This window comes from Nucisporomicrobium flavum (genome assembly GCF_016464385.1).
Lineage (GTDB): Bacteria > Actinomycetota > Actinomycetes > Mycobacteriales > Micromonosporaceae > Actinoplanes > Actinoplanes flavus_A.
Window position 1 is genome coordinate 77,515 of record NZ_JADMLH010000015.1, and the last position, 26,927, is coordinate 104,441.

Here is a 26,927-nt window from a genome sequence, read left to right on the forward strand (position 1 = left end):
CTGCCGCTGTGCCTCCGAAGGCGAGCATCGACGCGTTCGGCGCCGCAACCTCGAAGCCATCGCGGCCGAACTGGGGGGCCAACGGAGTCGTCCGACCATCGGAGCCGACGCCATGACGGCCACTGCGATCGCTGTTGTGCTCTGCCTTGCGTCCGCCATGGCGTACGCGGGGGCTGCCGTGCTCCAGGAACGGGTGGCGCATCAGCCCATCGGTGCACTGATCCGGACCCCGCTGTGGTGGGTGGCGATCGGGCTGAACGGGGCCGGCGCTGCGCTGCACGTCGTGGCTCTGCGGTACGGCGCCCTGTCGCTGGTGCAGCCGTTCGGCGTGTTGACGCTGGTGCTCGCCGTACCGTTCGGGGCGGTCGTCGTGCGGCGCGCGGTGACGCGGGTTGAGTGGCACGGGATGGCGGTGGTTGTTTTCGGCCTTGGGGGCATTCTCGTGCTCATGGGCGCGGCCGGCGGTATCGGCGTGTTGGGCGGGGGACAGCTGATCGGGCTGCTGCTGGTGACGGCCGTCGTGCTGACCACCCTGGGTGGTTGGAGCGCTGTGCCCGGAGCGTCGGGGCTGTGGGCGGCGGGTGCCGCGGGAGTGGCGTTTGGGGTCTCGTCGGCGCTCACCCAGACGGTTGCCGTGCACGTCAGCGACGCGGGGCTCGGTGCGCTGTCGCAGCCGACCGTTGCGCTCGCGGCTGCCGCCGTTGCCGTGTTGTCCGGCGCCGGGCTGCTGTTCACTCAACGCTCGTACCGTGACGGGCTTGCGGCGCCGCTCGCCGTGAACGCCCTGGCCAATCCGGTGGCGGCTGCCTTGATCGGTCTTGTTCTGCTGGGGGAGCGGGTCGCCGGCGGTTCCGTCGGTGTGGCGACCGTCGGCTTCAGCGCCCTGGCCGCGGGGATGGGGGTCGGTCTGCTTGCCCAGGCGCAGGCTGCGCGGGCCGGCCGGCCGCTGGTGCCGGTCGAACAGCCCTGTCCGACCTGACCAGCGGATCACGCCGGATGGAGCCGCCCACGTGCGCTGCGGGTGAGCCGCGTCAGACTTTCGGGCGCAAGGGACCTGAGACACAAGAATCGTTGCTTCAGGAGCACAACGGCAGGACGCCGACGGTTCTAGGCTTTCCGTGTGGCCAAGTACTTCGACGTGCACCCCGATAACCCGCAACCACGGGCGATCTCCCAGGTCGTGGGGCTCCTGAAGGATGACGCGCTGATCGCGTACCCGACGGACTCCTGTTATGCGCTCGGGTGCCGGATCGGAAATGCGTCCGGGCTCGAGCGGATTCGCGAGATCAGGCGGTTGGGCAGCGGCCACCACTTCACGCTGGTGTGCTGGGACTTCGCCCAGCTCGGTCAGCTCGTACAAATCAACAATGCGGTGTTCCGTGCGGTCAAAGCCGCGACGCCTGGCAGTTACACCTTCATTCTGCCCGCGACCCGGGAGGTTCCGCGCCGGCTGCTGCATCCCAAGAAAAAGACCGTCGGGGTACGCATTCCCGAGAACGTCGTGACCCAGGCGATTCTCGCCGAGCTGGGGGAGCCGCTGCTGTCCAGCACGCTGCTGCTGCCCGGCGAGGAGGAGCCGCTGACCGAGGGCTGGGAGATCAAGGAGCGTCTGGATCATGTGGTCGACGCGGTGATCGATTCCGGGGAGTGCGGCACCGTGCCGACGACCGTCGTGGACCTGTCCGGGGGTACGCCGGAGATCTTGCGGGAGGGGGCCGGCGATCCGTCGCGGTTCCTCTGACGACAGCATGTTTTCCCAGCTCAGAGGCCTGTGGATAACCGGTCGGCCGGACCCGCCGACTGCGCTACGATTCGATTCCGCAAGGCGCTGACGAGGACCGAGTAACGCCGTACGCAGCCGGAGAGCGACCGGGGATGGTGGGAGCCCGGGGGTGTGCGCGGCGCCAAGATCACCCTCCGAGCCGGGCGACCCGAATGAGTGGGCCATGGATCGTCGTGGCCAAGGAGGGTGGTACCGCGGGGCCACGGCCTCGTCCCTCCGGCGGTGAGAAGCCGGCGGAGGCAAGCGCGTCCATCGGCAAGTGAGCCGGCGGGCGCAACCCGTGTCCACCGGCAAGTGAGCCGGCGGGAGCTGTGTGACCTCCCGATGGCGAGACTCGACGGAGGAGGGCCGATGTACCGTTCCGTACCCGCGCAGGTCGATCTGCCCGCGCTCGACCATGAGGTGCTGCACTTCTGGCGCGCCAACAGCATCTTCGCGCGCAGCCTGGAACAGACCTCCGAGGGACCCGACTGGGTCTTCTACGAGGGGCCGCCCACCGCGAACGGCATGCCCGGCACCCACCACATCGAGGGCCGTGTCTTCAAGGACGTGTTCCCGCGGTACAAGACGATGAAAGGCTTCCACGTCGAGCGGAAGGCCGGGTGGGATTGTCACGGCCTGCCCGTCGAGCTTGCGGTGGAGAAGGAGCTGGGGTTCACCGGCAAGCAGGACATCGAGGCGTACGGGATCGCCGAGTTCAACGCGAAGTGCCGGGAGTCCGTCACCCGGCACACCGATGCTTTCACGGCGTTGACCGAGCGCATGGGTTACTGGGTCGACATGGACGACGCGTACCGGACGATGGATCCCGGCTACATCGAGTCCGTGTGGTGGTCGCTCACACAGATCTTCGACAGGGGCCTGCTGGTCGAGGATTTCCGGGTGGCCCCGTGGTGCCCCCGGGACCAGACGGCGTTGTCGGATCATGAGCTGGCCCAGGGGTATGAGCAGGACGTCGACCCGTCCGTCTTCGTGCGGTTCCCCCTGACCTCGGGTCCGTTCTCCGGCGTCTCGTTGCTCGTGTGGACGACGACCCCTTGGACGCTGGTCTCCAACACCGCGGTCGCGGTTCACCCCGATGTCACGTACGTGGTGGCCACCGATGGCGCCGAGCGGGTGGTGGTCGCCGAGCCGCTGATGGAGCAGGTGCTGGCCGGCTGGACGCGTACGGGTGACAGCTTCACCGGCAAGGAGATGGAGCGGTGGGCGTACCGTCGGCCCTTCGATCTTGTCGACGTGCCCGATGCGCACATCGTGATCCTGGCGACGTACGTCACCACCGACAGCGGGACCGGTCTGGTGCATCAGGCGCCCGCCTTCGGCGCGGACGACTTGGCCAGTTGCCGGGCCTACGGGCTGCCGATGGTGAACCCGGTGCGCCCCGACGGCACGTTCGCTGCGGACGTACCCCTGGTCGGTGGGATGTTCTTCAAGGCCGCCGACCCGGTGCTGGTCGCCGACCTGCAGGCCCGCGGCGTGCTGTTCCGGGAGGAGCAGTACGAGCACAGTTATCCGCACTGCTGGCGCTGCCACACACCGCTGATCTACTACGCGCAGCCGTCCTGGTACGTGCGCACCACCGCGATCCGCGACCAGCTGCTCGCGGAGAACGAGCGCACCACCTGGCAGCCCGAGACGATCAAGCACGGCCGGTACGGCGACTGGCTGACCAACAATGTGGACTGGGCGTTGTCCCGTTCGCGGTATTGGGGTACGCCGCTGCCCATCTGGCGCTGCCCCGATGACCACCAGACCTGCATCGGTTCGCTCGCCGAGCTGAGCGAGCGGACCGGGCGGGATCTCAGTGACCTCGATCCGCACCGCCCGTTCATCGACGAGATCACGTTCGCGTGCGAGTGCGGGCAGACCGCGACTCGGGTTCCGGACGTCATCGACGCCTGGTACGACTCCGGGTCGATGCCCTTCGCGCAGTTCGGTTACCCGTTCAAGAACAAGGAGCTTTTCGAGCGCAGCTATCCCGCACAGTTCATCTCCGAGGGGATCGATCAGACCCGCGGCTGGTTCTACACGCTGATGGCGGTGGGGACGCTGGTGTTCGGGCGGTCCGCGTACGAGAACGTGGTCTGTCTTGGGCTCATCCTGGCCGAGGACGGCCGCAAGATGTCCAAGCACCTCGGGAACATCCTCGAGCCTATCCCGCTGCTCGACCGGCACGGTGCTGACGCGGTGCGCTGGTTCATGGCCGCGGTGGGCTCGCCCTGGTCGTCGCGGCGGGTCGGGCACACCGCTCTGCAGGAGGTGGTACGCAAGATCCTGCTGACGTACTGGAACACGGCTGCCTTCCAGGCGCTGTACGGGCGTACCGCCGGGTGGACGCCGTCGGACGCGGACCCGGCGCCCGCCGACCGGCCGGTTCTCGACCGCTGGGTGCTGTCCGAGCTGCATGCGCTGGTGCGCGCGGTGGACGCGGCGATGGAGGTGTTCGACACGCAGGAGGCCGGCCGGCTGCTCGCGGCGTTCGTCGACGACCTGTCCAACTGGTACGTGCGCCGCAGCCGCAGGAGGTTCTGGCGTGGCGATCCGGCGGCGCTCGCGACCCTGCACGAGGCGTTGTCCACGGTGACGCTGCTGCTCGCGCCGATCGTCCCGTTCATCACGGAGCGGGTGTGGCAGGACCTCGTGCTGCCCGTGACGCCGACCGCCGCGCCGTCGGTGCACCTCGCGGCGTACCCGACGGTCGACGAGTCCCTGATCGACCCGCGCCTGGCTGAACAGATGGCGCTGGTCCGGCGGCTCGTCGAGCTGGGCCGCGCGGCCCGCGCCGAATCGGGCGTGAAGACCCGTCAGCCGCTCGCCCGGGCGCTGGCATCGGCGCAGGGCTTCGCCGAGCTCGACCCGGACCTGCTGGCCGAGGTCGCGTCCGAGCTGAACGTGGGGATGGTGCTCAGCGTCGCGGCGGCGGGCGGGTCGCTGGTTGACACCGCGGCCAAGGCCAACTTCCGGCCATTGGGCAAGCGTTTCGGCAAGCGGGTCCAGGACGTGGCTCGCGCCATCGCGGCGGCCGACGCCACCGTGCTCAAGCATGATCTAGCCACCGGTACGGCCACGGTCACCGTCGCCGGGGAGCCGGTCGAGCTGGCCCCCGACGAGGTGATCATCACCGAGACGCCGCGGGAGGGCTGGGCCGTCGCGTCGGAGGCGGGCGCGACGGTGGCCCTCGACCTGCACCTGACACCCGAGTTGCGCCGCGCCGGCCTTGCGCGGGAGGCGATCCGGCTGATCCAGGAGGCGCGCAAGTCGAGCGGCCTGGAGGTGTCCGATCGGATCGCGCTGCGCTATGTCGCCACGGACCCGGACACGGCTGCGGCTCTGGAGGAGCATCGGGGCCTGGTCACCGAGGAGGTGCTCGCGTCCGACTACGGCGAAGCCTCCACGGCCGAGGGCGGCGGCGCGTGGGGGACGCCGTTCACCGATGAGGGGATCGGGTTGACGTTCCGGCTGCGGAAGGTCTGACGTGCGCGGGCGGGCGTTCACGGCGTGCTTCGCGCTTGTGGTCGCCCTGCTCGCGGCGTCCGCGTGCACGGGATCTGGTGCCACGCCACCGGCGCCCAGTCCCACCCGCGACGGCAGCACGGGCCTCGTTCCCGGTCCTAACGGCGACGGCAGCACGGGCCTCGTTCCCGGTCCTAACGGCGACGGCAGCACGGGCCTCGTTCCCGGTCCCGACCGCGACGGCACCACGAGGTTCGTGGAGGTGACGCTGCCCGCCGCCGCGCCGAAGGTGCTGCGCGACGCCGTGCGGTGCGGGAAGCGCTGGTGGGTGGTCGGCGCCCTGCAGGCGGCGGGCGGTGATCCTCGCCCGGCTGCCTGGGACAGTGCGGACGGGCGTACCTGGCACAGCGTGACGATCGTGCCGCATCCGGGAAGCTTCTACGGGCCGCGGAACGTCCTGTACTCGGTGGCGTGCGCCAACGGCCGGGTTGCCGCGATCGGTGCGCAGAGCGGTGGCGCGCACGGCAACCCTCGGACGAGCACGTGGTACCAGCGGCCGGACGGGGCGCTCGCCGAGGTGCCGGCGCCGTTCGAGCTGTACGGGGGCGACGAGGCGGTGGACGTCGGGCGGATCGCCGGTGGGCCCGGCGGATTCCTGATCGCCGGGAACCGGACCAGCGGGCCGGCGGCTTGGCTGTCGCGGGACGGCACCCGCTTCGTCCGGTACGAGGTGGGTGAGAAGGGGGCGCTGGCGCGCGACGGCGCGGTGCTCGACGGCCGGTATGTCCTGATCGGGGCGGCCGCGCCGGCCTCGGGGCAGGGGGCCGGGGGCGCGGTCTGGGAGTCGGCTGACGGCAGGAGGTGGGCGCGGTCGTCGGTCGAGGCTGTTGAGCTGCAGCGGCTCACCACGTTCCGCGGGGATCTGATCGCGGTCGGGCAGAGAGGGGATGCCTTCGCCGCCTGGCAACGCGTCGGCGGCAAATGGCCGGCCCTCGGCGGCGGCGAGTCGAGGGGCAGTGAATGGAGCGGCAGCGAGTCGAGCGGCGGTCGGACGCAAACCGGCGGTGAGGGCTCGGCCGGCGGCTTCGGTCGGGCTACGCCGACGGGGGTGCGGTCGTTGACAGTTGCGGCCGGCAGCCTGGTGGCTTCGGCGGACCGGGTGTGGAGCTCATCCGACGGCGGCTCGTGGGCTGAGCTCGCTGTGCCGGCCGGTCCAATCGCGGTCGCCGGCAGCGACGATGCGCTCCTGCTGATCGGCGCAGACCGCGCTTGGCTGGCCCGGCGCGCTCCCTGACCAGGGCACCCGACTCGGGGCGGCCTCCGTACGCCCGGCTGGGAGCGGGCCTTCCGGGAGTGGCCGCGCCCGGCCCCACCACCCGGCGGGCCTGCGCCGCGGGAGTGGCCGCGCCCGGTCCCACCACCCGGCGGGCCTGCGCCGCGGGAGTGGCCGCGCCCGGTCCCACCACCCGGTGGGCCTGCGCCGCGGAAGTGGCCGCGCCGGCCCCACCACCCGGTGGGCCTGCGCCGGCTGCTGATCCCGGACGAGGCGACGACGGGGTCTGGTAACACGCGCCACATCAGCTCAAGTAGGCCCCATGTGGGTCGATGGCCCGGCGTGGCCCGGACTGGCGTACGACTGTTTGTGCTGGTGATGGCCCTTGTCACCGCGGTGGAGGCGTACTTCTATTTCTCGCCCGCCGGTGAGGTCCTGCATGTCGTCGCCTACACCGTCCTGTGTGTGCTGGCCTGGTGGGCGGCCTTCAAGCTGCACCGGCGGGGTGAGCGGTTGCCCTGGGTGCTTGTCGCCCTCTGCGTGACCCTCTGGTTCGGGGGCGACGCCTGGGAGCTGTTCGAGGTGCACGTCTTCGGCGGCACGCCGGCGGTGGGGCTGGCGGATGCGTTCTGGCTCGGCGGTTATCCGCTGCTGGCTTCTTCCCTGGCCTTGATGGCGCGGCGGCGGGCGCCGGGCCGGTTGCGCGGTGCCGTTGTTGATGCGCTCACGCTGACCGTCGCGGCGGGCGCGGTGAGCTGGCAGTTCATCATGAAGCCGCTCGCCGAGGGGTTCAGCGTCGCCCAGTCGGCGGTGCCTCTGCTGTACCCGTTCGCCGACGTGGTGCTGCTCAGCGGGGCGCTGGTGGTCGCGTTGTCGCCGGGGCGGCGTACGGCGCCGACGCGGCTGGTGCTTGCCGGGGCGGTGTGGTTCCTCGCCATGGATCTGGGCTGGAACGTGCTGCCGCTGTTCCTGCCGGAGGATGTCTACGGGCGGCTCGGGGCGGCCGTGATCCTGGGGAACGCGCTGGTCGTCGCGGCCGGGCTGCATCCGGCCCGGAACGAGTTGACCAATCCCGGCGTCGCGGCCGGTACGTTGCACCCAGGCCGGATCTTCTTCCTGGCCGTGGCGCTGATGACCGCCCCGCTGCTGACGCTCATCTCCGACGACAAGGTGACCGCGGTCGTGGCCTCGGCGGCGTGTGCGCTGCTGGTGATCGTACGGTTCGCGGCAGCGGTCCGGGAGCAGGAACGGGCGCAGGCGCAGCTCGCCTATCAGGCTCTGTGTGACCCGCTGACCGGGCTGGCGAACCGGTCCGTGCTGGGTGACCGGCTGGCCCGGGCGGTGCCCGCGCCGGACGCTCCCGTCGCCGTGCTCTACCTGGATCTCGACGGCTTCAAGGAGATCAACGACCGGTACGGGCACGCCGCCGGCGACGCGGTTCTGCGGACCGTCGCCGGCCGGTTGTCGCAGGCGGTACGCGAGCAGGACCTGGTGGCCCGGCTCGGCGGCGACGAGTTCGTGCTGCTCTGCCCCGGTGTCACCGCCGAGGAGGCGGCCCGCCTCGCCGAGCGGCTGATCTCCGACGTGGCATGGCCCGTGCCGTTCGAGGGCCGGTACCTGACGGTCGGCGCGAGCATCGGCGTGGCTACCCGCACGTCCCGGGCCGACGAGGGCCTGCTGAGGGTCGCCGACGCCGCGATGTACGAGGCGAAACGGCTGGGCCGCGGCCGGTACGTCCTGAGCTGAGAAGCGACCCGGCGAGGGCGGCCCGGAGCCGCAGCGGCCCGGCAAAGGGCCGCAGCGGCCCAGCGAAGGGCCGCGGCGGACCAGCGGCAGCTATGCGGAAGAACCCGACGGGGCGGCGCCGGCGCGGTGGAACCGGCCGCGCGCTGGAAGAGGGCCGCGGCGGATCAGTCCCGCTTCCGCAGCGGCGCCAAGGCCTGATGCAGCCGGAACAGCTCGTTGAACATCGGCGCCGCGCCGGCCGCGATCGGCTCACTCGGTACGAACTCGCCGTCGTCGTTGAGGTACTGGCCGACGAGCGGGATCGGCACCGCCTCCACGATCGGCACCATGCGCAGCGTCGTGACCACCTGCTTCAGGGCCTGGGTGGCGCGCAGGCCGCCGGAGATGCCGCCGTAGCTGACGAAGCCGACGGGCTTGTCCGCCCACTCCTGGTGCAGGTAGTCGATGGCGTTCTTGATGGCCGCGTTGAAGCTGTAGTTGTACTCCGGGTGGACGATCACGAAGGCGTCCGCGCGGTCGACGGTGGCGCTCCAGCGCTTCGTGTGGTCGTGGGTGTACTGCCGCAGGCGGGGGTGGTTGGGCTCGTCCATCAGGGGGAGCGCGTGGTCGGCGAGGTCGATCAGCTCGACGTCGAAGGCGCCGTGCTCGGTGGCGGCCCGGGCGACCCAGGTGGCGACGGGGAGGCCGACCCGGCCGGGGCGCGTGCTGGCCACGATGACGTGCAGATTGGGCATGATCTGAACCTACTGCCCGGAGTGCTCCCGATCCTGCGTGAGCCGCGACACGACCCGGTCGGAGATGGCGGTCAGCGTGGCCAGTTGGTCGGGGGTGAGCACGTCGCCGAAGTAGCGCCGGACGGCCGCCTCGTGGCAGGCCCGGGCGGCTGCGATCTGCTCGCGACCGCGGTCGGTGAGCTCGATGACCGCGCCGGCGGCCTTGGTGATCAGACCGCGCTGTGCCATCCGGCGCAGCTGGTGGGACAGGCGTGACTTCTCCCACTCGAGGCCGCAGCGCAGGGCGATGGAGCGCATGGTGCCCTCCTGCGACTGCTCGAGCAGGAACAGGATGTCGAAATCGGCCTCCGACAGGCCCGTCGACCGGGACAGTTCGCGGTTGATCCGGCCGTTCAGCTGCAGGCGCATGCGCTGGTACGCCTGCCAGGCGGCGGAGACGTCGGCGGTCGCGGTCACGCGACGAATATTACGTCCGTTTGCGGATCGGCCGCCGGTTGATGTATCAACGGTTGATGTATCAACCCGCGAGGAGGCGACCGATGACCTACGGGCATCAGCTGACGTTCGGCGTGCTGCTCGACCCGGACGCCGCCCGGCCGGGCGACGGTGTGCTGCTCGACCCGGACGCCGCCCGGGCGGGGGACAGCGTGGAGCGGGCGCGGCTCGCCGAGGAGCTCGGCTACGACGTCGTCGCGATCGCGGAGGATCCGGACGGGCTCGACGCGTGGACCCTGCTGAGCTGGGTAGCCGCGCGGACCGGCCGGGTCCAGCTGGCGGCGCACACGTCGGTGCCACCACGCGACCCGGCGATGCTGGCCCGGTCCGCGGCGGCCCTGGACCTGCTCTCCGCCGGCCGCGTCGACCTCACCCTGACGACAGGCGAGCGCGCCGAGGCGAAAGGCGAGGCGGAGGCCATAGAGATCATCCGAGGCGTTCTCGACGCGGACGACCCGCGCCCGCTCACCTACCGGGGCGAGCACTACCGCATCCCCCGGATGCAGCGCGGCCCGCTGCCGGCCCACCGCATCCCCATCCAGATCTCCGGGTACGCCCACAGCTTGCTGCAGATCGCCGGACGGACGGCCGACGGCTGGGTCGCGGAGCTGGCGGTGCTGGGACCGGACGGGGTGGCGGCGGCGAACAAGGTGATCGACGAGGCGGCCCGCGCGGCCGGGCGGGACCCCGCCGAGATCCGGCGCACCCTGATCATCGACCCTGGGGTGTCCACCGACGATCTGCTTCCCCTGATCGTCGAGGAAGGCGCGGGCACGCTCCTCGTCCGCTCCACCGACCCCACAGTGCTGCGCCGCTTTGTGAAGGACGCCATCCCCGCGCTGCGGGAGGCCGTCGGGAAGACGGCCGGGACCGTCCCCGGCAGGAGTGCGGCGGTACGGGCGAAGCGCCGCGCGGGCATCGACTACGACCGGGTGCCGGCGTCGCTGGCCGAGACCGCGGTGGAGCCGGGCGATGTCGAGTACGCGCGCGTACGGAACACGTACCTGCGGGGAGGAGCGCCCGGGCTGGTGCTGCGGCCGCGTACCACCGCCGAGGTCGTCGACGCGCTGGGGTTCGTACGGGCGCATCCCGGCGTGCCGTTCGGACTGCGCAGCGCCGGCCACGGGATCAGCGGACGGTCCACCAACGACGGCGGCATCGTGGTGAGCGTGGCGGCCCTGAACGGCATCGAGGTGCTCGACGAGGCGAAGCGCCTGGTCCGGATCGGGCCCGGTGCTCGCTGGGGCGATGTGGCGGCAGCTCTGGCGCCGTACGGCTGGGCGCTGAGCTCGGGTGACTACGGCGGCGTCGGCGTCGGCGGGCTGGCCACCGCCGGTGGGGTCGGGTGGCTGGCCCGCGAGCACGGGTTGACGATCGACCACCTGCGGGCGGTCGAGATGGTGCTGGCGGACGGTACGGTCGTCCGGGCCTCGGCGGACGAGCACGCGGACCTGTTCTGGGCGGTGCGCGGCGCCGGGGCGAATTTCGGCGTGGTCACCTCGTTCGATTTCGAGGTGGACGAGGTCGGCGACGTGGGCTTCGCGCAGTTCGTGGTGGGCGCGGAGGATCCGGCGGCGCTGCTCGTGGCATGGGGGCAGGCGATCGAGGCCGCGCCGCGTGATGTCAGCGGGCAGCTCATCCTGGGTCCGCGACGCCCGGGGCAGCCATCGTTCGCCCAGGTCATGGCCGTCGTCGACGCCGACCAGCCGGACACGATCATCGACCGGCTGCAGCCCCTGGCCGCGGTCGGGCCGCTGTACGACCAGAACGTCGTGCTGCTGCCGTACGCGGGAATCATGGCGAACGCGGCCGAGGGGTACCACCGGGCCCAGGGGGATCCGGTGGCCCGTTCCGGGCTGATCGAGCACCTCACGCCGGAGTTCGCCGCAGCCGCCGCCCGGATGCTCGCGAGCGGCGCGGTGCACTGGTTCCAGATCCGTACGGTCGGCGGCGCGGTCTCGGACGTCCCCGCCGATGCCACCGCGTACGCCCACCGCTCGGCCAACTTCTCGGTGGTCGCGATGGGCTCGGATCCGCGCCGCGTGGACGCCGTCTGGCGCGACCTGTACGGGTATTTCGACGGCATGTACTTGAGCTTCGAGACGGACCGGAGCCCCGACCGCCTGACCGACGCGTTCCCGCCCGCCACGCTGGCCCGGCTGCGCGAGCTGAAGCGGCGCTACGACCCGCATCACCTGCTCCGCGACAACTTCACCATCGACCCGCGAGGGGGACAGCGATGACTGACTACGGGCACGACCTGCAGTTCGGCGCCTTCATCACGCCCACGGCGCAGCCCGCGCACCAGGCGGTCGAGCTGGCCGTCGTGGCGGACCGGGCCGGCCTGGACCTGGCCACGTTCCAGGACCACCCGTACCAGCCGCGGTTCCACGACACCTGGACGCTGCTGTCGTACGCGGCCGCCCGGACCGAGCGGATCCACCTCAGCGGCAACGTGCTGAACCTGCCGTTGCGTCCGCCCGCGCCGCTGGCCCGCAGCCTGGCGAGCCTGGACGTGCTCAGCGGCGGCCGGGTGGAGCTGGGCATCGGCGCGGGCGGCTTCTGGGACCCGATCGTGGCCATGGGCGGGCGCCGGCTGAGCCCGGGCGAGTCGGTGGCGGCTCTCGAGGAGGGCATCGAGGTGATCCGGCAGGTCTGGGCCGTGGACCGGCCCGGCCCGGTCCAGGTACGCGGCGAGTACTACCAGGTGGTGGGGGCGAAGCGCGGCCCGGCTCCGGCGCACGACATCAACATCTGGGTGGGCGCGTACAAGCCGCGGATGCTGGCGCTGGTCGGGCGGGCGGCCGACGGGGTGTTGCCGTCGCTCGGCTATCTGCCGGGCGGCGCCGAGGACCTGGCCGGCATCAACCGGCACATCGACGAGGCGGCCGGGGCCGCGGGCCGGGATCCGCGGGCGGTCCGCCGGCTGCTCAACATCGGGGGCCGCTTCGCACCCACGGGCCGGGCGTTCCTGGACGGGCCGGCCGAGCAGTGGGCCGAGGACCTCGCCGGCCTCGCCCTCGAGTACGGCGTCAGTGCCTTCATCCTGGCCGCCGACGACGCGCCGACGATCGAGCGCTTCGCCGCCGAGGTGGCCCCGGCGACCCGGCAGCTTGTCGCCGAGGAACGCACGTATTGACAGTCATCTCTGCCAGCTGCACATCGTGTACTCCGCGAACGGCAGCTGGAGCGACCAGTGTGCCGGGCGCCACCACGAACACCGGTTGGAGTCTCAAGTTCTTCGAGTAAATTAGCTTCCATGGAAGATACTTTCATGGAAGCAGTCGTGCTGGACGCGCCCGGTCCGCCCGAGGCGTTGCGGGTGCGGACGCTGCCCGTCCCGGTGCCGCGCCCCGGCGAGGTGCTGATCCGGGTGAAGGCGTTCGGGCTCAACCGGTCCGAGCTGCACACCCGGCTCGGCCTCGCCGAGGGCGTCACGTTCCCGCGCGTGCCGGGCATCGAGGCGGCCGGGGTGGTGGCCGCCGCGCCGGGCGGCGAGTACGAGCCCGGGCAGCAGGTGATGGCGATGATGGGCGGGATGGGCCGCACCTTCGACGGCGGGTACGCGCAGTACACGTGCGTACCCGCCCGGCAGGTGATCCCGTTCCGGAGTGACCTGGGCTGGGCCGTGCTGGGGGCGGTGCCCGAGACGCTGCAGACGGCGTACGGCTCGCTGACCGACGGCCTCGGCGTGCAGCCGGGACAGACCCTGCTCATCCGCGGCGGCACGTCGTCGGTGGGCATGACCGCCGCCGTTCTCGCCAAGCGGCAGGGCATCACGGTCCTGTCGACCACCCGCAATCCGGCCAAGGCGGCGGCGTTGGAGCGCATCGGCGTCGACCACGTGCTCATCGACGACGGCGAGGTGGCAGACAAGGTGCGCGCCGTCGTCCCGGACGGTGTGGACAACGCCTTGGAACTCGTCGGCGTCCCGGCTCTGCCCGACACGCTGCGCGCCGTACGCCGGCACGGGGTCGTCTGCTTCTCCGGGATCCTGTCCAACGAGTGGATCGTGAAGGACTTCTATCCGATCGGTTACCTGCCGCGCGGCGTACGGCTGACCGCGTACGGCGGCGACGCGGACGACCTGCCGGCCGAGGTGCTACAGGAGTTTCTCGACGCCGTGGCCAGGGGAGAGGCGGTCGTGCCGCTGGACCGCACGTACCGGCTGGATGAGATCGCTCAGGCCCACGCCGACATGGAGGCGAACCGCGCCGCCGGAAAGCTCGTCGTGGTGCTCTGAAAGAAGACAACAGGACGACGAAATTACGCGACTATGCCTTGTGGGTTTCATCACAATGAACCTAGAGTCACGGCATGTCTCTGAGCACGAGGTGGGCCGCCGTCGCGGTGGCGGCCCTGACCGGGCTGTCACCCGTCCTCATCCCCGGCGGTCCCGCCCAGGCCGCGCCCACCGTCCCCGTCACCCGGGCCGGCCTCGACCCGGCCCTCACCGCCGGCCGCGGCGCACGCGTCGGCCTCCTCGAGCAGGAGGCGGAGAGCGCCCGCTTCACCGGCCAGGTCATCGGCCCCGACCGCGCCGCCTACACCCTGCCCGCCGAGGCGTCCGGGCGGCGGGCCGTCCGGCTCACCCCGGGCCAGTACGTCGAGTTCACGCTGCCCGCGGCGGCCAACGCGATCACCGTCCGGTACGCGCTGCCGGACGCTCCTACGGGTGGCGGCATCACCGCGCCGCTGGCCGTCACCGTCAACGGTCACGGCCGCCGCACGATGACGCTCACCTCGCAGTACGCGTACCTCTACAACCAGTACCCGTTCACGAACGACCCCGGCGCGGACCTGCTGCACCCGGACTGGTGGATCACCGAGTGCGGCTGCGTCCCGTCGGCGACGACCCCCACGCCGGTGATCACGAAGCCGTTCCGGCCCATGCACTTCTACGACGAGCGGCGGCTCCTGCTCGGGCGCACGTACCGGGCCGGCGACCGGGTCCGGCTGACCGCTTCCGCGGCGGCCCCGTGGACCGTCGTCGACCTGCTCGACTCGGAGCTCGTCGGCGCCCCGCACGTCGAGGCCGTGGCCGCGAACGTGTTGCTCTTCGGCGCCGACCCCACGGGCCGCCGGGACTCGGCGGCGGCCATCGACCGGGCGATCGCGTTCGCGCGCAAGGCCCGGCTCAAGGTCTACCTGCCGCCGGGCACGTACCAGGTCGACCGGCACATCATCGTGGACGACGTGACGATCGTCGGGGCCGGGAGCTGGTACACGAAGGTCAGGGGTCACGAGGTGGCGCTCGACGAGCCCGCGCCCGACGGCTCGGTCCACACCGGCGTCGGCTTCTACGGCAGGCCGGCGGCCGAGGGCGGCAGCCGCAACGTGCATCTGCGCGGCTTCGCGATCGAGGGTGACGTCCGCGAGCGCATCGACACCGACCAGGTCAACGGCATCGGCGGGGCGCTCAGCGACTCGACGATCGAGGGGCTGCACATCCGGCACACCAAGGTCGGCATGTGGTTCGACGGGCCGATGACGAACCTGCGGGTCACCGGGAACGTGATCGTCGACCAGATCGCGGACGGGCTCAACTTCCACACCGGGGTCACGAACTCGGTCGTGCGGGACAACGTCATCCGCAACACCGGCGACGACGGCCTGGCCATGTGGTCGGAGAAGACCACGGACGCGCGCAACACGTTCGACCACAACACCGTGCAGAGCCCCACGCTCGCCAACGGCATCGCGATCTACGGCGGTGAGGGCAACACCGTCTCCGCCAACCTGATCGCCGACCCGGTCCGCGAGGGCAGCGGCATCCACGCCGGCTCGCGGTTCGGCGCCGAGCCGTTCACCGGCACGCTGACGATCAAGGACAATGCCGTCGTACGGGCGGGAACGTACGAGCTGAACTGGAACATCGGGCTCGGGGCGATCTGGTTCTTCGCCCTCGACCGGAGCATCGACGCCGACATCCGGGTCACCGGCGACCACTACCTCGACAGCACGTACAACGCGATCATGCTGGTCAGCGACTGGCCGGTGAAGGACCAGTACTCGATCAGCGGGGTGTCCTTCAAGGACATCAGGGTCGACGGTACGGGGACCTCCGTGGTCAGCGCCCGCGCCGCCGGATCCGCGTCCTTCGAGAACGTCAACGCTCGCCACGTCGGCGCGGTCGGCGTGAACAACTGCGGTTCCTTCCACTTCACCCCGGCCGGCTCGGAATTCGCCCTGACGGATCTCGGTGGAAATGACGGTGGATGGCTGGCGCCGTACCTTCCGAATGTGATCACGTGCAACGACCGCCCGCCGGTCGTCCCGCCGCCACCACCGACCACCTGGTGAGGTGTTTTTGACGGGCAGGCAGCCTATGCTGCCTGCCCGTCGTGCTCTTACGCTGCGGCGATGAGGCAAACGCTGGGCGTCGCGGTCGCCGGTTTCGGGTGGATGGGCCGGGTGCACACCCGGGCCTACCTGCGGGTCCTGCACCACTTCCCGGACCTGGGGGTACGCCCGGAGCTGATCGCCGCCGCCGACGAGGTGCCGGGCCGCGCCGAGGAGGCCGCCGACCAGTACGGCTTCGCCACGGCCACCCGGGACTGGCGTGAGCTGCTCGCCGACCCGGACGTCCACGCGGTCAGCGTCACCGCGCCCAACTTCCTGCACCGCGAGATGGGCGTGGCGCTGACCCGCGCCGGCAAGCACCTCTGGATCGAGAAGCCGGTGGGCCTCACCGCCGAGGACGCCCGGGCCGTCGCGCAGGCCGCGCAGGAGTCCGGGGTGCAGGCCACCGTGGGCTTCAACTACCGCCACGCGCCCGCGGTGGCCGCCGCGCGGGAGCTCATCGCCGCGGGCGAGATCGGCGCGGTCACCCATGCCGCGTTCCGCCTGTTCAGCGACTACGCGGCCCATCCCGACGGCGCGTTGAGCTGGCGCTTCGAGCGGGCCCGCGGCGGCAGCGGCGTCCTGGGCGACCTGGCCTCGCACGGCGTCGACCTGGTCCGGCACCTGCTCGGCGACATCGGCTCGCTGATCGCCGACACCGCCGTGTTTCTGCCGCAGCGGGCGCGGCCGGCCGGTGCCACCGCCGGGCACACCCGGGCCGCGGGCGGCGAGCTCGGCCGGGTCGAGAACGAGGACTACGTGTCGGCCCAGCTGCGGATGGCCTCCGGCGCGCGGGTCGTGCTCGAGGCCAGCCGGGTGGCGGTGGGCGACCAGAACGCGTACGGCTTCGAGGTGCACGGCACCCGTGGCGCGGTCGCCTGGGACTTCCGGCGCATGGGGGAGCTCCGGGTCAGCGCGGCCGGCGACTACCAGGACCAGCCGACGCAGACCGTCCAGGTCGGACCGGGCGCGGGTGAGTGCGCGGCCTTCCAGCCCGGCGCCGGCACCGCGATGGGGTACGACGACCTCAAGGTGATCGAGGCCTGGCACTTCCTGCGCTCGATCGCGGAGGGCAAGGCGTACGGCCCCACCCTCGACGACGCCGTCCGCAGTGCCGTCGCCCTCGACGCGATGGCCGCCTCGGTGCGCTCCGGCGCCTGGGTGACGCTCTAGCGCGTCATCCGGTCCAGCCACTCCGCGAGCAGGCTCTTCTCGCCGGGGGAGAGCACGTCCAGGCCCGGCAGCGCCGCTCGCAGGGTCACCGCGCTGCTCGCCACGCCGCCGGCGCCCGCGGGCTTCTCCGTGGTGACAGCTGCGATGACCGACTCGCGGGCCAGCCGGGACAGCTCCGGGTCGCGGCGCTCCGGCGGCAGCCCGATCAGCTCGAACGTGATGCCGGCGCCCGCCGAGTGGATGAGGTGCGCGGCCCGCTCCTCGCTGACCCGTAGGCGGCCGGCCTCGGCGATGCGGCGTACCTGATCGGCGAGAATGATCGAGGCCTCGCGGGCGGCGGGCGACTCGACACCCGCGCGCGGCTCCCCGTAGATCAACGCGTAGTACGCCGGGTTCTCCAGGCCGAAGCCGACGTGCAGGTCCCAGCCGCGGCGCAGGTCCTCGACCGGATCGTCGGTCCTCTCCAGCGCCGTCTTGCTGCGCAGGTACGTCTCGAACCCGTGGCTCGCCACGGCGTCGAGCAGCCCCTGCTTGTCACCGAACAGCCGATAGATCGTCGGCGCCTGCACGTTCGCGGCGGCGCTGACGGCCCGGGTCGACACGGCCTCCCGGCCGCCCGCGGTGAGCAGCGCCGCGGCCGCCTCGACGATCCGCTCCCGGCTGCTCCTCATGCCCTCCATGGTAACGACGATAACAGAAGCGTGTTAGCGACTTGACGATAGCGACGATAACGTGGCACTGTTAGCGACGTAAACATCCGGACCGGATCGAGGAGTGCAGCATGTCGGACAACCAGCGCGTCGCCGTGGTCACCGGTGGGTCCCGGGGCATCGGCCGGGCCGTCGCCGAGCGGCTCGGCGCCGACGGCCAGGCGGTCGTCGTCGGATACGCGGGCAACCAGGCCGAGGCCGAGGCGGCCGTCGCGGTCATCGAGAAGGAGAGCGGCCGCGCGGTGGCGGTCCGCGCGGACATCGCCGAGCCCGCCGACGTCGAGACCCTCTTCGACATCGCCGAGCAGCGGTACGGCGGCGTCGACGTGGTCGTCAACGCGGCCGGCATCATGATCCTGTCGCCCCTCGCCGAGCTCGACCTCGACGACCTCGACCGCATGCACCGCACCAACATCCGCGGCGCGTTCGTGGTGAGCCGGGAGGCCGCCCGGCGGGTCCGCGCGGGCGGGGCGATCATCAACTTCTCCACCTCGGTCACCCGCCTGCACCTCCCGGCCTACGCGGCGTACGCGGCCAGCAAGGGCGCGGTCGAGGCGATCAGCCCGATCCTCGCCAAGGAGCTGCGGGGCCGCGACATCACCGTCAACGCGGTCGCGCCGGGCCCGACCGCCACCGCGCTCTTCCTCGACGGCAAGAGCGACGAGCTGATCCAGCAGATCGCCGGGCAGAACCCGATGCAGCGGCTGGGGCGGCCGGAGGACATCGCCGAGGTCGTGTCGTCGCTGGCCGGGCCGGCCCGCTGGATCAACGGCCAGACGATCTTCGTCAACGGCGGCGCCGCCTGACGCGGGCCGCTCAGATGGCGGCGCGGGCGAGGATCGCTTCGGCGTAGTGGCCGCACTCCTGCGGGAAGAGCGGGAAGAACTTCACCGGGGCGACCATCTCCACCTCGAGCAGGAGCAGCCCCGACGGTGACGCAGGGTCGACGATGAAGTCGAGGCGCACCGACAGCGGCTCGTTGGTCAGCAGCCGGCGCAGCTCCGCGTACGTCTGCCGGATCACCCGTTCCTGCTGGGCGGTGAAGCCCGCGTACGGCCGCGGGTCGGGGTGGAACGGCCGGGTCGCCTCGCCCGGCCGCAGGATCGCCGCCTTGGTCACCGCGTGCGAGATCGCCCCGTCGAGCGTCAGCACGGCCAGCTCCCGGTGGGTGTCGATGGCCGACACGTACGGCTGGACGATCGCGGTGCCGAGCTCGCGGACGTACGTGGCCAGCGCGCCCAGCTGGTCCACCCGGAACTCGCGGGCGCCCAGCGTGCCGCCGCCCGCGATGGGTTTCGCCACGACGGTGGGACGCGGCGTCTCCGGCGGCGGGAAGAGGTCCCGCAGCACCACCGGATCGGGATCGCCGTCGACGAGCGTGGTCGGCACGATGGGAATCCCCGCCGTGCCGAGGTGCAGCAGGTAGCGCTTGTTGGAGCCCAGCGCGACCGCGTCGATGGGGTTGAGCAGGCGGGTGCCGTCGAGCTCCCGCGACCACAGCCACTCGTCGAACTGGGGCAGCCGGGTCCACATGCTCCACGGCGACTGCAGCACCACCGCGTCGTACCCGGCCCACTCCACCCGGCGGCCGCCGTCCCAGGTCACCACGTCCGCGGTGGCGCCGCGCGCGGTCAGCTCCCGGGCCACCAGCGGCGTGTCCGCGTCGTGCCAGTGCGGCTCCGGGAAGCCGTGCGAGGTGACCAGGGCGATCCGCATGGGCGTCAGCGCACCCCCGCGACCTGCGGACGCCCGGCGGTCGGCTGGGCCCAGGCCGGCACCTCGCGCCGCGAGCCGCGCGCGGGGCGTACCTCCTGGGTCGCGACGGCCTGGGTGGTCTCCGCGGAGACCATGACCGGCTGGGTCGTCTCGGCCGAGGCCATGACCGGCTGGGTGACGGCGGCGTCCCCGTCGCCGAGGCCCAGACCGTCGAACCCGGCGTGGGCCGGCGCCGGCGTGCTGACCACGATGGTCTCGCCTCCGGCGCGGTCCAGGATCGCGCGGGCCGGCTCGGGCAGCGCCTGCCGCGCCGTGTCGGCCACCACCATCGCGGCGGTCGCCTCCTGGCGCAGGGTCCGGACGGCCGCGGTCGCGACGTCGGCCGCCTGCCAGGCGGCGTCCTCGGCGTCCAGGGCCTGCTGGTACGCGGTGAAGCGGTGGCTCACGGCCGCCCGGGCCAGCACGAGCTCCTGCTCCACCGGGTGCAGCGTCGGGTCCCATCCGTTGCGGTGGGTCAGCGCGTCCAGCAGCTGGCCGTCGGAGAGGTCACCACGCCGGTACGCGGCCTGAGCCGCACGCCGCAGCGCCTGCACCCGGTCGGTGTCGTCCGCCGTGGCCGGCTCGGTGGCGGGGACCTCGTATGCGGCGGCGCGGCGGGCGCGCTCGAGGGCGGCGTCTGCGTCCTGCCACGCCTGCCACGCGCGCTCGACGGCCGCCTGGGCCTGCTGGCATTCGTCGCGGCGGCGCTCGGCGGTCGCGGCGGCCCCTCGCGCGGCCACGGCGACCTCGTCCGCGTACCGGATCATCTCCTGGACCTCGGCGGCCCGGCGCTCGTTCTCCGCCCGCTTCTGCGCGGCGGACTCGGCCAGCCACGCGGTGATCTGCCGGGGACGCCGTACGCCGTTCGGCAGCGCCAGGCCGCCGAGCGCGACGACGGCCAGCACGATGAGCGCGAGCCAGATGACGACCACCCGGCCGCTGTTGACCGCCAGAAACTCGAGAGCGAATTCCATGTCCGTTCCTTTTCCACCGATGAGCGCCAGTAATCGACCAACCCCGATCGCGTTTGCGCGGACGGGGGCCCTGCCGGGTGCCGTCAGGCGGCGGCGGGTGGCGCCCGCGGGCCGGCGACGGCGGCGCGGATCTGGCTGGTCAGGCGGGTGGCGCGAGGGCGGACGGCGAACGCGGCGAGCAGCAGCGCCACCACGAGCAGGTCGGCGGCCGTGCCCGGTGCGGCGGCGGCGTCGATCGCCACGGTGGCGAGCCGGTCCACAGCCGGGGTGGCGACGGGAAGATCACCGGTCGGGGCGGCGGCCATGAGATCGGCCAGCGGCGTGCCGGCGATCGAGGTGACGGCCGTCGCGGTGCCGGGGGCAGCGAACGGCTCGGCGGCCGTGGCTGCGGTGACCGGGCCACCCAGCAGGGCGGCGAGGAACAGGGAGGCGACGAGCGACAGCCGCGCACGCCGCAGCACACCCCTCACATCCACACGGGACAACCTATCCAGGAACGTCAGCCTCGCGCATCTCCCCGACGGGGGATCGTGATCGATGCAATAGCTGTGAGCGGCCGCTCAGCCGATTCCGAGCTGCTGCATGCGGCGGATCTCGCTGCCCTGCTCGACGGCCATCTCGTTGGCGAACTCGTAGAGCTGCTGGTCGGTGCCGCCGGCCAGCACGTCACCGGCCATCTTGATCGCCCCACGGTGGTGGTCGGCCATCATGGCGACGAATCTGCGGTCGAAGTCGGCGCCGCGCAGGCCGGCCAGCGCGCCGAGGTCGGCGTCGCTCTGCATGCCGGGCATCGTCCGGTGATCGTGCGCGGGGTCGCTAGCGGGCTGCCGGCGGTCCCGCAGCCACCCCTGCATCCAGGTGATCTCCGGGGTCTGCGCGGCGCCGATGCGCTGCGCCAGGGCCCGCAGCCGGGTGTCGGCGGCCCGCTCGGGCGCGAGCTTCGCCATCTCCACGGCCTGCCCGTGGTGGACGATCATCATCTGCACGAACGCCGTGTCGACGGCGTTGTACGTCGACCCGTCGGGCGCGCGGACCTTGTCGGAGTCCGTCACGGTGGCCGGATCGCCCGGACGCCCCGGCAGCACGACCCGCTGCGGCGGCCCCGAGCTGACCGTGGCCCGCGGCGCCGCCGCCGACCGGTCGTCACCCGAGCGGGCCGCGAGCGCGGCGCCGCCCGCGCCCAGCACGGCCACGGCGGCTGCGACCAGCGCGACTGTCCTTTGGCGACTCATCGCTTCCATTCCATCGACGTCACACGCTTCCCGGCCCGGCGTCCGGCCACTACTGTAGCGACGATGGTGAATGCGCACCGACCGTGACAACAATCTGCCCCTCGGTGTGTGGAAAGCCGGAAGGAGCTTCATGAAGCACTCTGCCCCACGAGGGCGGCAGCTCAAGCGCCTGGCCTGTCTGAGCGCCGCGACCGTCGTCGCCGGGCTGCTGGCCGCGCCGTCCAGCGGTCTGGCGCAGGCCCCGGCTGACCCGGGCACCCCGCCCGGCGTCGACGAGGTCGCGAGCACGCCGAACCTCAACCAGGTCGCGTACCTGCCGAAGACGGGACCGTTCGCCACCTCGACGAACACGGACTGGGCCTTCAAGGGCACGTACGCGTTCGGTGGCAACTACAACGGGTTCACCGTGTACGACATCAGCAACCCGAAGGCGCCGGCGGTCGCGGCCCAGGTGCTCTGCCCGGGTTCGCAGAACGACGTGTCGATTAGCGGGAACCTGCTGTTCCTGGGCACCGACTCGCAGCGTACGAACGACTCGTGCGACAACGCCGCGTCCACCAACGCCGCACCCGGCGACCGCTGGGAAGGCATCAAGGTCTTCGACATCAGCGACCCGCTGACCCCGAAGTACGTCAAGTCGGTCAAGACCGACTGCGGGTCGCACACGCAGACGCTGGTGCCGGGCAAGGCGGGCGACAACTCCGTCTACCTGTACGTGTCGTCGTACAACCTGGCCGCGGCCGACCAGCCGAACTGCGCGCTGCCGCACGACAAGATCTCCATCGTCCGGGTGCCGCTGTCCGCCCCGGCCTCCGCCGCGGTCGTCGCCACGCCGGTCCTGTTCCCCGACGGCGGGTACGAGGGCGGCGAGGGCAAGTCGGCCACGACCGGCTGCCACGACATCACGGCGTACCCGGAGAAGGACCTCGCGGCGGGCGCCTGCATGGGCGACGGCGTGCTGTTCGACATCTCGGTCCGGTCGGCGCCGAAGGTGATCACCACGGTGCGCGACACCGAGAACTTCGCCTTCTGGCACTCCGCCACGTTCAACAACAAGGCCACCAAGGTGGTCTTCACCGACGAGCTGGGCGGCGGCGGCATGGCCACCTGCAACCCGGAGATCGGCCCGAACCGCGGCGCCGACGCGATCTACGACATCGTGGGCCGCGGCAGCAACCGCAAGCTGGAGTTCCGCAGCTACTTCAAGATCCCGCGGACCAACACCGAGACCGAGAACTGCGTCGCGCACAACGGCTCGCTGATCCCGGTGCCGGGCCGCGACATCATGGTGCAGGCCTGGTACCAGGGTGGCGTGTCGGTCTGGGACTTCACCGACTCGCGCAGCCCGAAGGAGCTCGCGTACTGGGAGCGCGGCCCGATCTCGGCCACCCAGTTCGTGCTCGGCGGCTCCTGGTCGGCGTACTGGTACAACGGCTTCATCTACTCCAACGACATCGCCAAGGGTGTCGACGTGCTGGAGCTGAAGGACCTGCGGACCAACCCGGCGCGCCGGGCCCGTACGGACCTGTTCAACGCACAGACGCAGGACGACTACCGCACCTGGTAGACCCCCGCAGGTGAAGGCCCGGTCCCTGGTGGGGCCGGGCCGCTGCGCGTCTGGCACCGTTGCGGACGTGGACAACCTCTGGCTGCAGAAGATCGCTGAGAACCCCGGCCACTCGGCGTGGTACGTCGAGCGTTTCCGGAAGCTGGCCCGCGAGGGCGCCGACCTGGCCGGCGAGGCCCGCCTGGTCGACACCATGGTGCCGCGCGGCTCCCGGGTTCTCGATGCGGGCTGCGGCACCGGCCGCGTCGGCGCCTTCCTCGCCGCCGCCGGCCACGACGTCACCGGCGTCGACCTGGACCCGCACCTGATCGCGGCGGCCGAGGAGGACCACCCGGGCCCCCGCTGGCTGCAGGGCGACCTCGCCGAGCTGGACCTGCCGGACCGCTTCGACGTCATCGTCTGCGCCGGCAACGTCATGACCTTCGTGGCCCCGGGCACCCGCGTCGAGATCCTGCGCCGCCTGCGCGCCCACCTCGCCGAGGGCGCCCGCCTGGTGGTCGGCTTCGGCGCCGGCCGCGACTACGACTTCGCCGACTTCCTCGCCGACGCGGCGACCGCCGGGCTGGAGCCGGACCTGCTGCTCTCGTCGTGGGACCTGCGCCCGTTCACCGACGACGCCGAGTTCCTGGTCGCGCTGCTGCGGCCGCGGCGATGAGCGCCTGACGGCAGGCCCGGGCCGCCGCGCCCGGCCGCCGGTCCCGCTGGTGGATCACCCCGATCGGCGGGTGCGCCGGCGCCGGGTCGAGCGCCACGACCGCGACCGGAGGGCCGGGCGTACGGGCCGCCGACGCGGCGAGCAGCGCCACCCCGAGCCCGGCGGAGACCAGCTCGCGGATGCTCGCCGCGCTGTGCGTCTCGAACGGCACCCGGGCCGCGAAACCGGCGTCCGCGGCCGCCCGGTCGAGGATCGCCCGCAGGCCGCTGCCGGCGGGGAGGCAGACGAACGGCTCGTCGCGGGCGTCGGCCAGGCGTACGGGACCCGCGCCGAGACGGCTGCCGGGCGGGACGACGAGCACCACCTCCTCGCCGACGAGCCGCCGCGACACGTACCGGGCGGCGAGGTCGTCGTGGACCGGGCCCACCACGAGGTCGACGTCACCGGCGTCCAGCAGCGTCAGCAGCTCGGCGATCAGCCCGGTGCGCAGCGTGAGCCGCACGCCCGGGAACCGCCGGTGGAACGCGGCCAGGGCGCCGGGCAGGTCGTACGTCCCCAGCACCGCGGTCGCCCCGAGCGCCACCCGGCCGCTCACCACCGCGGCGAGGCCGGCCAGCTCCTCCCGCGCCTCGTCCAGTTCACCCAGCACCCGGCGTACGCGAGGCAGCAGAACCTCGCCCGCCTCGGTGAGCACCACCCGCCGCGTCGTCCGCGCGAAGAGCGCGACGCCGACCTCCGCCTCCAGGGCCCGGACCTGGGCCGACACGGCCGATTGGGCGACGCGCAGCCGCTCGGCGGCCCGTGTGAACCCGCCGTGGCGGGCCACCGCCTCGAAATACGTCAGCTGGCGCAGCTCCATCGATTCATCGTGGACAGCGATGAATGCCAGCGCAAATCGCTGTTGGACCGATGGCTCGCCGCCCGCCAGGCTGGCGACATGGACGAACGACAGCTCGGCGCACTGACGGTCTCGGCGCTCGGCCTCGGCTGCATGGGTTTCTCCCAGGGGTACGGCCCGGCCGACGACGAACGGTCGATCACGGCGATCCGGCGCGCCGTGGACCTCGGCGTGACCCTCCTGGACACGGCGATGAGCTACGGCCAGGGACACAACGAGACGCTGGTCGGCCGGGCCGTCCAGGGGCGCCGGGACCGGGTCGTGCTCGCCACCAAGTTCGGCATCGTGCGCGGCCCGGACGGCGTACGCGTCGACGGCCGGCCCGAGCGGGTCCGCGGCTACTGCGAAGCCTCCCTGCGCCGCCTCGGCGTGGACACGATCGACCTGTACTACCTGCACCGCGTCGACCCGGAGGTGCCGGTCGCGGACACCGTCGGCGCCATGGGTGAGCTGGTCACGGCGGGCAAGGTCCGCCACCTCGGCCTGTCCGAGGCGAGCCCCGGCCAGATCGCCTCCGCGGCGGCGGTCCACCCCATCGCCGCGGTGCAGTTCGAATGGTCGCTGGCCTGGCGCGAACCCGAGGACGACGTCGTACCGGCGGCGCGGCGGGCGGGGGCGGGGCTGGTGCCGTACAGCCCGCTCGGGCGCGGACTGCTCACCGGCACGCGGCCGGCACCCACCGAAGGGGACTTCCGCTCCGGCGACGGGCGTTTCCACGCGGACAACCTGACCGGCAATCTCGCGCTGGTGGACGCGGTCGCCAAGATCGCCGCCCGTCGCGAGCTGACCGCGGGTCAGCTGGCGCTCGCGTGGCTGCTCGCCCAGGGGCCGGACGTGGTGCCGATCCCGGGCACGCGGGACCCGGCCCGCATCGACCAGAACGCGGCAGCGGCGGGCGTACGCCTCACCGCCACCGACCTGGCCGAGCTGACCGAGGCAGCCCCCCGCGAAGCCTGGCGCGGCGACCGCCGCTCCTTCGCCGCGCACGGAGTCACGCGGACGCGCTGAGCCTCACCTGTTCGTCGTGCTGAAGTGCATGTAGTCCTTGAGGGTGTTCCAGCGCCCGCCCCAGTGGAAGCCGTTGCTGGTGAATGCGCGTACCGCCCCCGCCGCGTGCATCATGCCGCGCCGGTACGGCGCCCTGGACACGAAGTCGCGGCCGTTGCCCGGGTCGAGGTAGGTGCCGCGGATCATCGGGTTCTGGACCGGGTTGACGTCGATGGCGAAGCCGTACGCGTGCTGGGACAGCGTTCTGCTGCCGGCCACCGTGCGGCAGGTGTAGCCCGCCGTGACCGTGCCCATGTCCGTGATCCAGGGTGCGTTGACCGACATCGGGCTCATGCCCTGCAGGCGGAAGCGCATGCGGTAGAGCGCGAGGAAGGCGCGCTGGGTGCGGGCGGCGATGCTCTTGTGGACGACGATGCTGCCGGAGCGGGAGACGCCGTAGAAGTCGATGTACGTGACCCAGACCTTGCGCAGGTCGGCGGGGGGAACCGGGCATTTCGCGGCCGGGTTCCAGTTGACCGCCGCGGGGGTGACCTGCTCCACGTAGGTGCGCCAGCCGGTGAGGGGCGTGGTCGGCTTCGCGACGTTGAGCACGCCGTCGGGGGTGGGCTGGTTGGGTTTGACGATGCCGTTCCAGGCGCGCAGCTGGGCGGGCCGCACACCGTACGCCGCGGCGATCTTCTTGATCGTCTGCCCGGGGCGGACCACGTGGTACGGCGGTGCCGTCGACGCGGGGGAGGCCGGGGCGGCCGCGGCGGGCACGCCGGAGCTCAGCAGCACGGACAGGGCGGCGACAAGGGCGAGGAACGTCTTCATCGTCCCTATTACGCCCCGAGACACCATGATCATGAGCGGGTTTGGCGAAAGAGGACCCGCGCCGGTGGGCCGGTTCCGACGTCCCCCGTCCGAACGTCGGAGCCGGCCCGTGGTCTCGCCGGCGGGCGGCCGCGGCCGGTTCGGCCTCGGCGCCCTGCCGCGGGGCGGTGCACCGGCGGCCCCGTACGTCCGTGGCGGCGGCGTACGAGACCTTCGCGCCCCGTGTCTGCCACCTTGCTGACCGTCGGCCGACCGGTCAACGGAGAACGCTTGCCGCCCGGCACATTTGCGGGATCCCGCAAGCGCGCCGTTGCGG

General features: G+C 72.2%; 23 protein-coding genes. 14 read left to right on the forward strand and 9 right to left on the reverse strand.

All coding sequences use genetic code 11. The annotated features are described in order from the left end of the window. The first annotated feature begins 112 nt into the window (after positions 1-112). The 5 genes from IT780_RS29775 (at position 113) to IT780_RS29795 (ending at position 8,255) form a co-directional block, all read left to right on the forward strand. The gene (locus tag IT780_RS29775; RefSeq protein ID WP_199515122.1) at positions 113-979 is read left to right on the forward strand and encodes a DMT family protein; all 867 of its coding nucleotides are present in this window, start codon (positions 113-115) and stop codon (positions 977-979) included. A 141-nt stretch (positions 980-1,120) separates the two neighbouring features. Further along, entirely contained in the window at positions 1,121-1,741 is a 621-nt protein-coding gene (locus IT780_RS29780; protein WP_199515123.1) for an L-threonylcarbamoyladenylate synthase, read from the forward strand. A gap of 393 nt (positions 1,742-2,134) precedes the next feature. Beyond that, positions 2,135-5,257 (forward strand): isoleucine--tRNA ligase, encoded by a 3,123-nt coding sequence (gene ileS, locus IT780_RS29785; RefSeq protein ID WP_199515124.1) that lies wholly within the window; start codon positions 2,135-2,137, stop codon positions 5,255-5,257. A gap of 241 nt (positions 5,258-5,498) precedes the next feature. After that, positions 5,499-6,530 (forward strand): hypothetical protein, encoded by a 1,032-nt coding sequence (locus IT780_RS29790; RefSeq protein ID WP_199515125.1) that lies wholly within the window; start codon positions 5,499-5,501, stop codon positions 6,528-6,530. Between the two features lie 357 nt (positions 6,531-6,887). Next, complete coding sequence (locus IT780_RS29795) at positions 6,888-8,255, forward strand: GGDEF domain-containing protein (RefSeq protein WP_233413731.1); 1,368 nt, start codon at positions 6,888-6,890, stop codon at positions 8,253-8,255. A 164-nt stretch (positions 8,256-8,419) separates the two neighbouring features. On the opposite strand, the gene IT780_RS29800 is transcribed toward IT780_RS29795, so the two are convergent. Continuing rightward, entirely contained in the window at positions 8,420-8,989 is a 570-nt protein-coding gene (locus tag IT780_RS29800) for an NADPH-dependent FMN reductase (RefSeq protein ID WP_199515127.1), read from the reverse strand. Between the two features lie 9 nt (positions 8,990-8,998). Next, positions 8,999-9,445, reverse strand: a complete 447-nt coding sequence (locus tag IT780_RS29805) for a MarR family winged helix-turn-helix transcriptional regulator (RefSeq protein WP_199515128.1) — start codon at positions 9,443-9,445, stop codon at positions 8,999-9,001. An 83-nt stretch (positions 9,446-9,528) separates the two neighbouring features. On the opposite strand from IT780_RS29805, the gene IT780_RS29810 reads away from it, so the two are divergent. The 5 genes from IT780_RS29810 (at position 9,529) to IT780_RS29830 (ending at position 16,999) form a co-directional block, all read left to right on the forward strand. Beyond that, on the forward strand, positions 9,529-11,727 hold the full coding sequence (locus IT780_RS29810) for an LLM class flavin-dependent oxidoreductase (RefSeq protein WP_199515129.1): 2,199 nt from the start codon (positions 9,529-9,531) through the stop codon (positions 11,725-11,727). Next, the gene (locus IT780_RS29815; protein WP_199515130.1) at positions 11,724-12,623 is read left to right on the forward strand and encodes an LLM class flavin-dependent oxidoreductase; all 900 of its coding nucleotides are present in this window, start codon (positions 11,724-11,726) and stop codon (positions 12,621-12,623) included. The genes IT780_RS29810 and IT780_RS29815 overlap by 4 nt, the downstream gene beginning before the upstream one ends. Before the next feature lie 120 nt (positions 12,624-12,743). Next, entirely contained in the window at positions 12,744-13,727 is a 984-nt protein-coding gene (locus tag IT780_RS29820; protein ID WP_233413732.1) for a zinc-binding alcohol dehydrogenase family protein, read from the forward strand. Between the two features lie 74 nt (positions 13,728-13,801). After that, positions 13,802-15,787 carry a glycosyl hydrolase family 28-related protein gene (locus tag IT780_RS29825; protein WP_199515131.1) on the forward strand — a complete coding sequence of 662 codons (1,986 nt, stop codon included), beginning with the start codon at positions 13,802-13,804 and terminating at the stop codon, positions 15,785-15,787. A 60-nt stretch (positions 15,788-15,847) separates the two neighbouring features. Further along, positions 15,848-16,999 carry a Gfo/Idh/MocA family protein gene (locus IT780_RS29830; protein ID WP_199515132.1) on the forward strand — a complete coding sequence of 384 codons (1,152 nt, stop codon included), beginning with the start codon at positions 15,848-15,850 and terminating at the stop codon, positions 16,997-16,999. On the opposite strand, the gene IT780_RS29835 is transcribed toward IT780_RS29830, so the two are convergent. Then, positions 16,996-17,670, reverse strand: coding sequence for a TetR/AcrR family transcriptional regulator (locus tag IT780_RS29835; protein ID WP_199515133.1), 675 nt, complete (start codon positions 17,668-17,670; stop codon positions 16,996-16,998). The two genes, IT780_RS29830 and IT780_RS29835, sit on opposite strands and share 4 nt — an antisense overlap. A gap of 110 nt (positions 17,671-17,780) precedes the next feature. On the opposite strand from IT780_RS29835, the gene IT780_RS29840 reads away from it, so the two are divergent. Beyond that, a complete protein-coding gene (locus tag IT780_RS29840; RefSeq protein ID WP_199515134.1) occupies positions 17,781-18,515 on the forward strand; it encodes an SDR family oxidoreductase in 735 nt (244 codons plus the stop codon). Positions 18,516-18,525: 10 nt separating this feature from the next. On the opposite strand, the gene IT780_RS29845 is transcribed toward IT780_RS29840, so the two are convergent. From IT780_RS29845 to IT780_RS29860, 4 genes are all read right to left on the reverse strand, one after another. After that, positions 18,526-19,425 (reverse strand): ATP-grasp domain-containing protein, encoded by a 900-nt coding sequence (locus IT780_RS29845; RefSeq protein ID WP_199515135.1) that lies wholly within the window; start codon positions 19,423-19,425, stop codon positions 18,526-18,528. Positions 19,426-19,430: 5 nt separating this feature from the next. Further along, on the reverse strand, positions 19,431-20,438 hold the full coding sequence (locus IT780_RS29850) for a hypothetical protein (RefSeq protein WP_199515136.1): 1,008 nt from the start codon (positions 20,436-20,438) through the stop codon (positions 19,431-19,433). A gap of 83 nt (positions 20,439-20,521) precedes the next feature. Next, the gene (locus IT780_RS29855; RefSeq protein WP_199515137.1) at positions 20,522-20,914 is read right to left on the reverse strand and encodes a hypothetical protein; all 393 of its coding nucleotides are present in this window, start codon (positions 20,912-20,914) and stop codon (positions 20,522-20,524) included. Positions 20,915-20,998: 84 nt separating this feature from the next. Next, on the reverse strand, positions 20,999-21,670 hold the full coding sequence (locus IT780_RS29860) for a DUF305 domain-containing protein (RefSeq protein WP_199515138.1): 672 nt from the start codon (positions 21,668-21,670) through the stop codon (positions 20,999-21,001). Positions 21,671-21,800: 130 nt separating this feature from the next. Between IT780_RS29860 and IT780_RS29865 the strand changes: the two genes are divergently transcribed. Together IT780_RS29865 and IT780_RS29870 are read left to right on the forward strand one after the other, a co-directional pair. Continuing rightward, positions 21,801-23,237, forward strand: a complete 1,437-nt coding sequence (locus IT780_RS29865) for an LVIVD repeat-containing protein (RefSeq protein WP_199515139.1) — start codon at positions 21,801-21,803, stop codon at positions 23,235-23,237. 67 nt (positions 23,238-23,304) lie between these two features. Then, positions 23,305-23,892 carry a class I SAM-dependent methyltransferase gene (locus IT780_RS29870; protein ID WP_199515140.1) on the forward strand — a complete coding sequence of 196 codons (588 nt, stop codon included), beginning with the start codon at positions 23,305-23,307 and terminating at the stop codon, positions 23,890-23,892. Here the strand turns inward: IT780_RS29870 and IT780_RS29875 are convergent. Further along, on the reverse strand, positions 23,843-24,751 hold the full coding sequence (locus IT780_RS29875; RefSeq protein WP_199515141.1) for a LysR family transcriptional regulator: 909 nt from the start codon (positions 24,749-24,751) through the stop codon (positions 23,843-23,845). The two genes, IT780_RS29870 and IT780_RS29875, sit on opposite strands and share 50 nt — an antisense overlap. A 78-nt stretch (positions 24,752-24,829) precedes the next feature. Between IT780_RS29875 and IT780_RS29880 the strand changes: the two genes are divergently transcribed. Continuing rightward, positions 24,830-25,798 (forward strand): aldo/keto reductase, encoded by a 969-nt coding sequence (locus IT780_RS29880; RefSeq protein ID WP_199515142.1) that lies wholly within the window; start codon positions 24,830-24,832, stop codon positions 25,796-25,798. A gap of 3 nt (positions 25,799-25,801) precedes the next feature. Here the strand turns inward: IT780_RS29880 and IT780_RS29885 are convergent, their stop codons facing one another. Continuing rightward, on the reverse strand, positions 25,802-26,611 hold the full coding sequence (locus IT780_RS29885) for a M15 family metallopeptidase (protein WP_199515143.1): 810 nt from the start codon (positions 26,609-26,611) through the stop codon (positions 25,802-25,804). Positions 26,612-26,927: the final 316 nt, after the last annotated feature.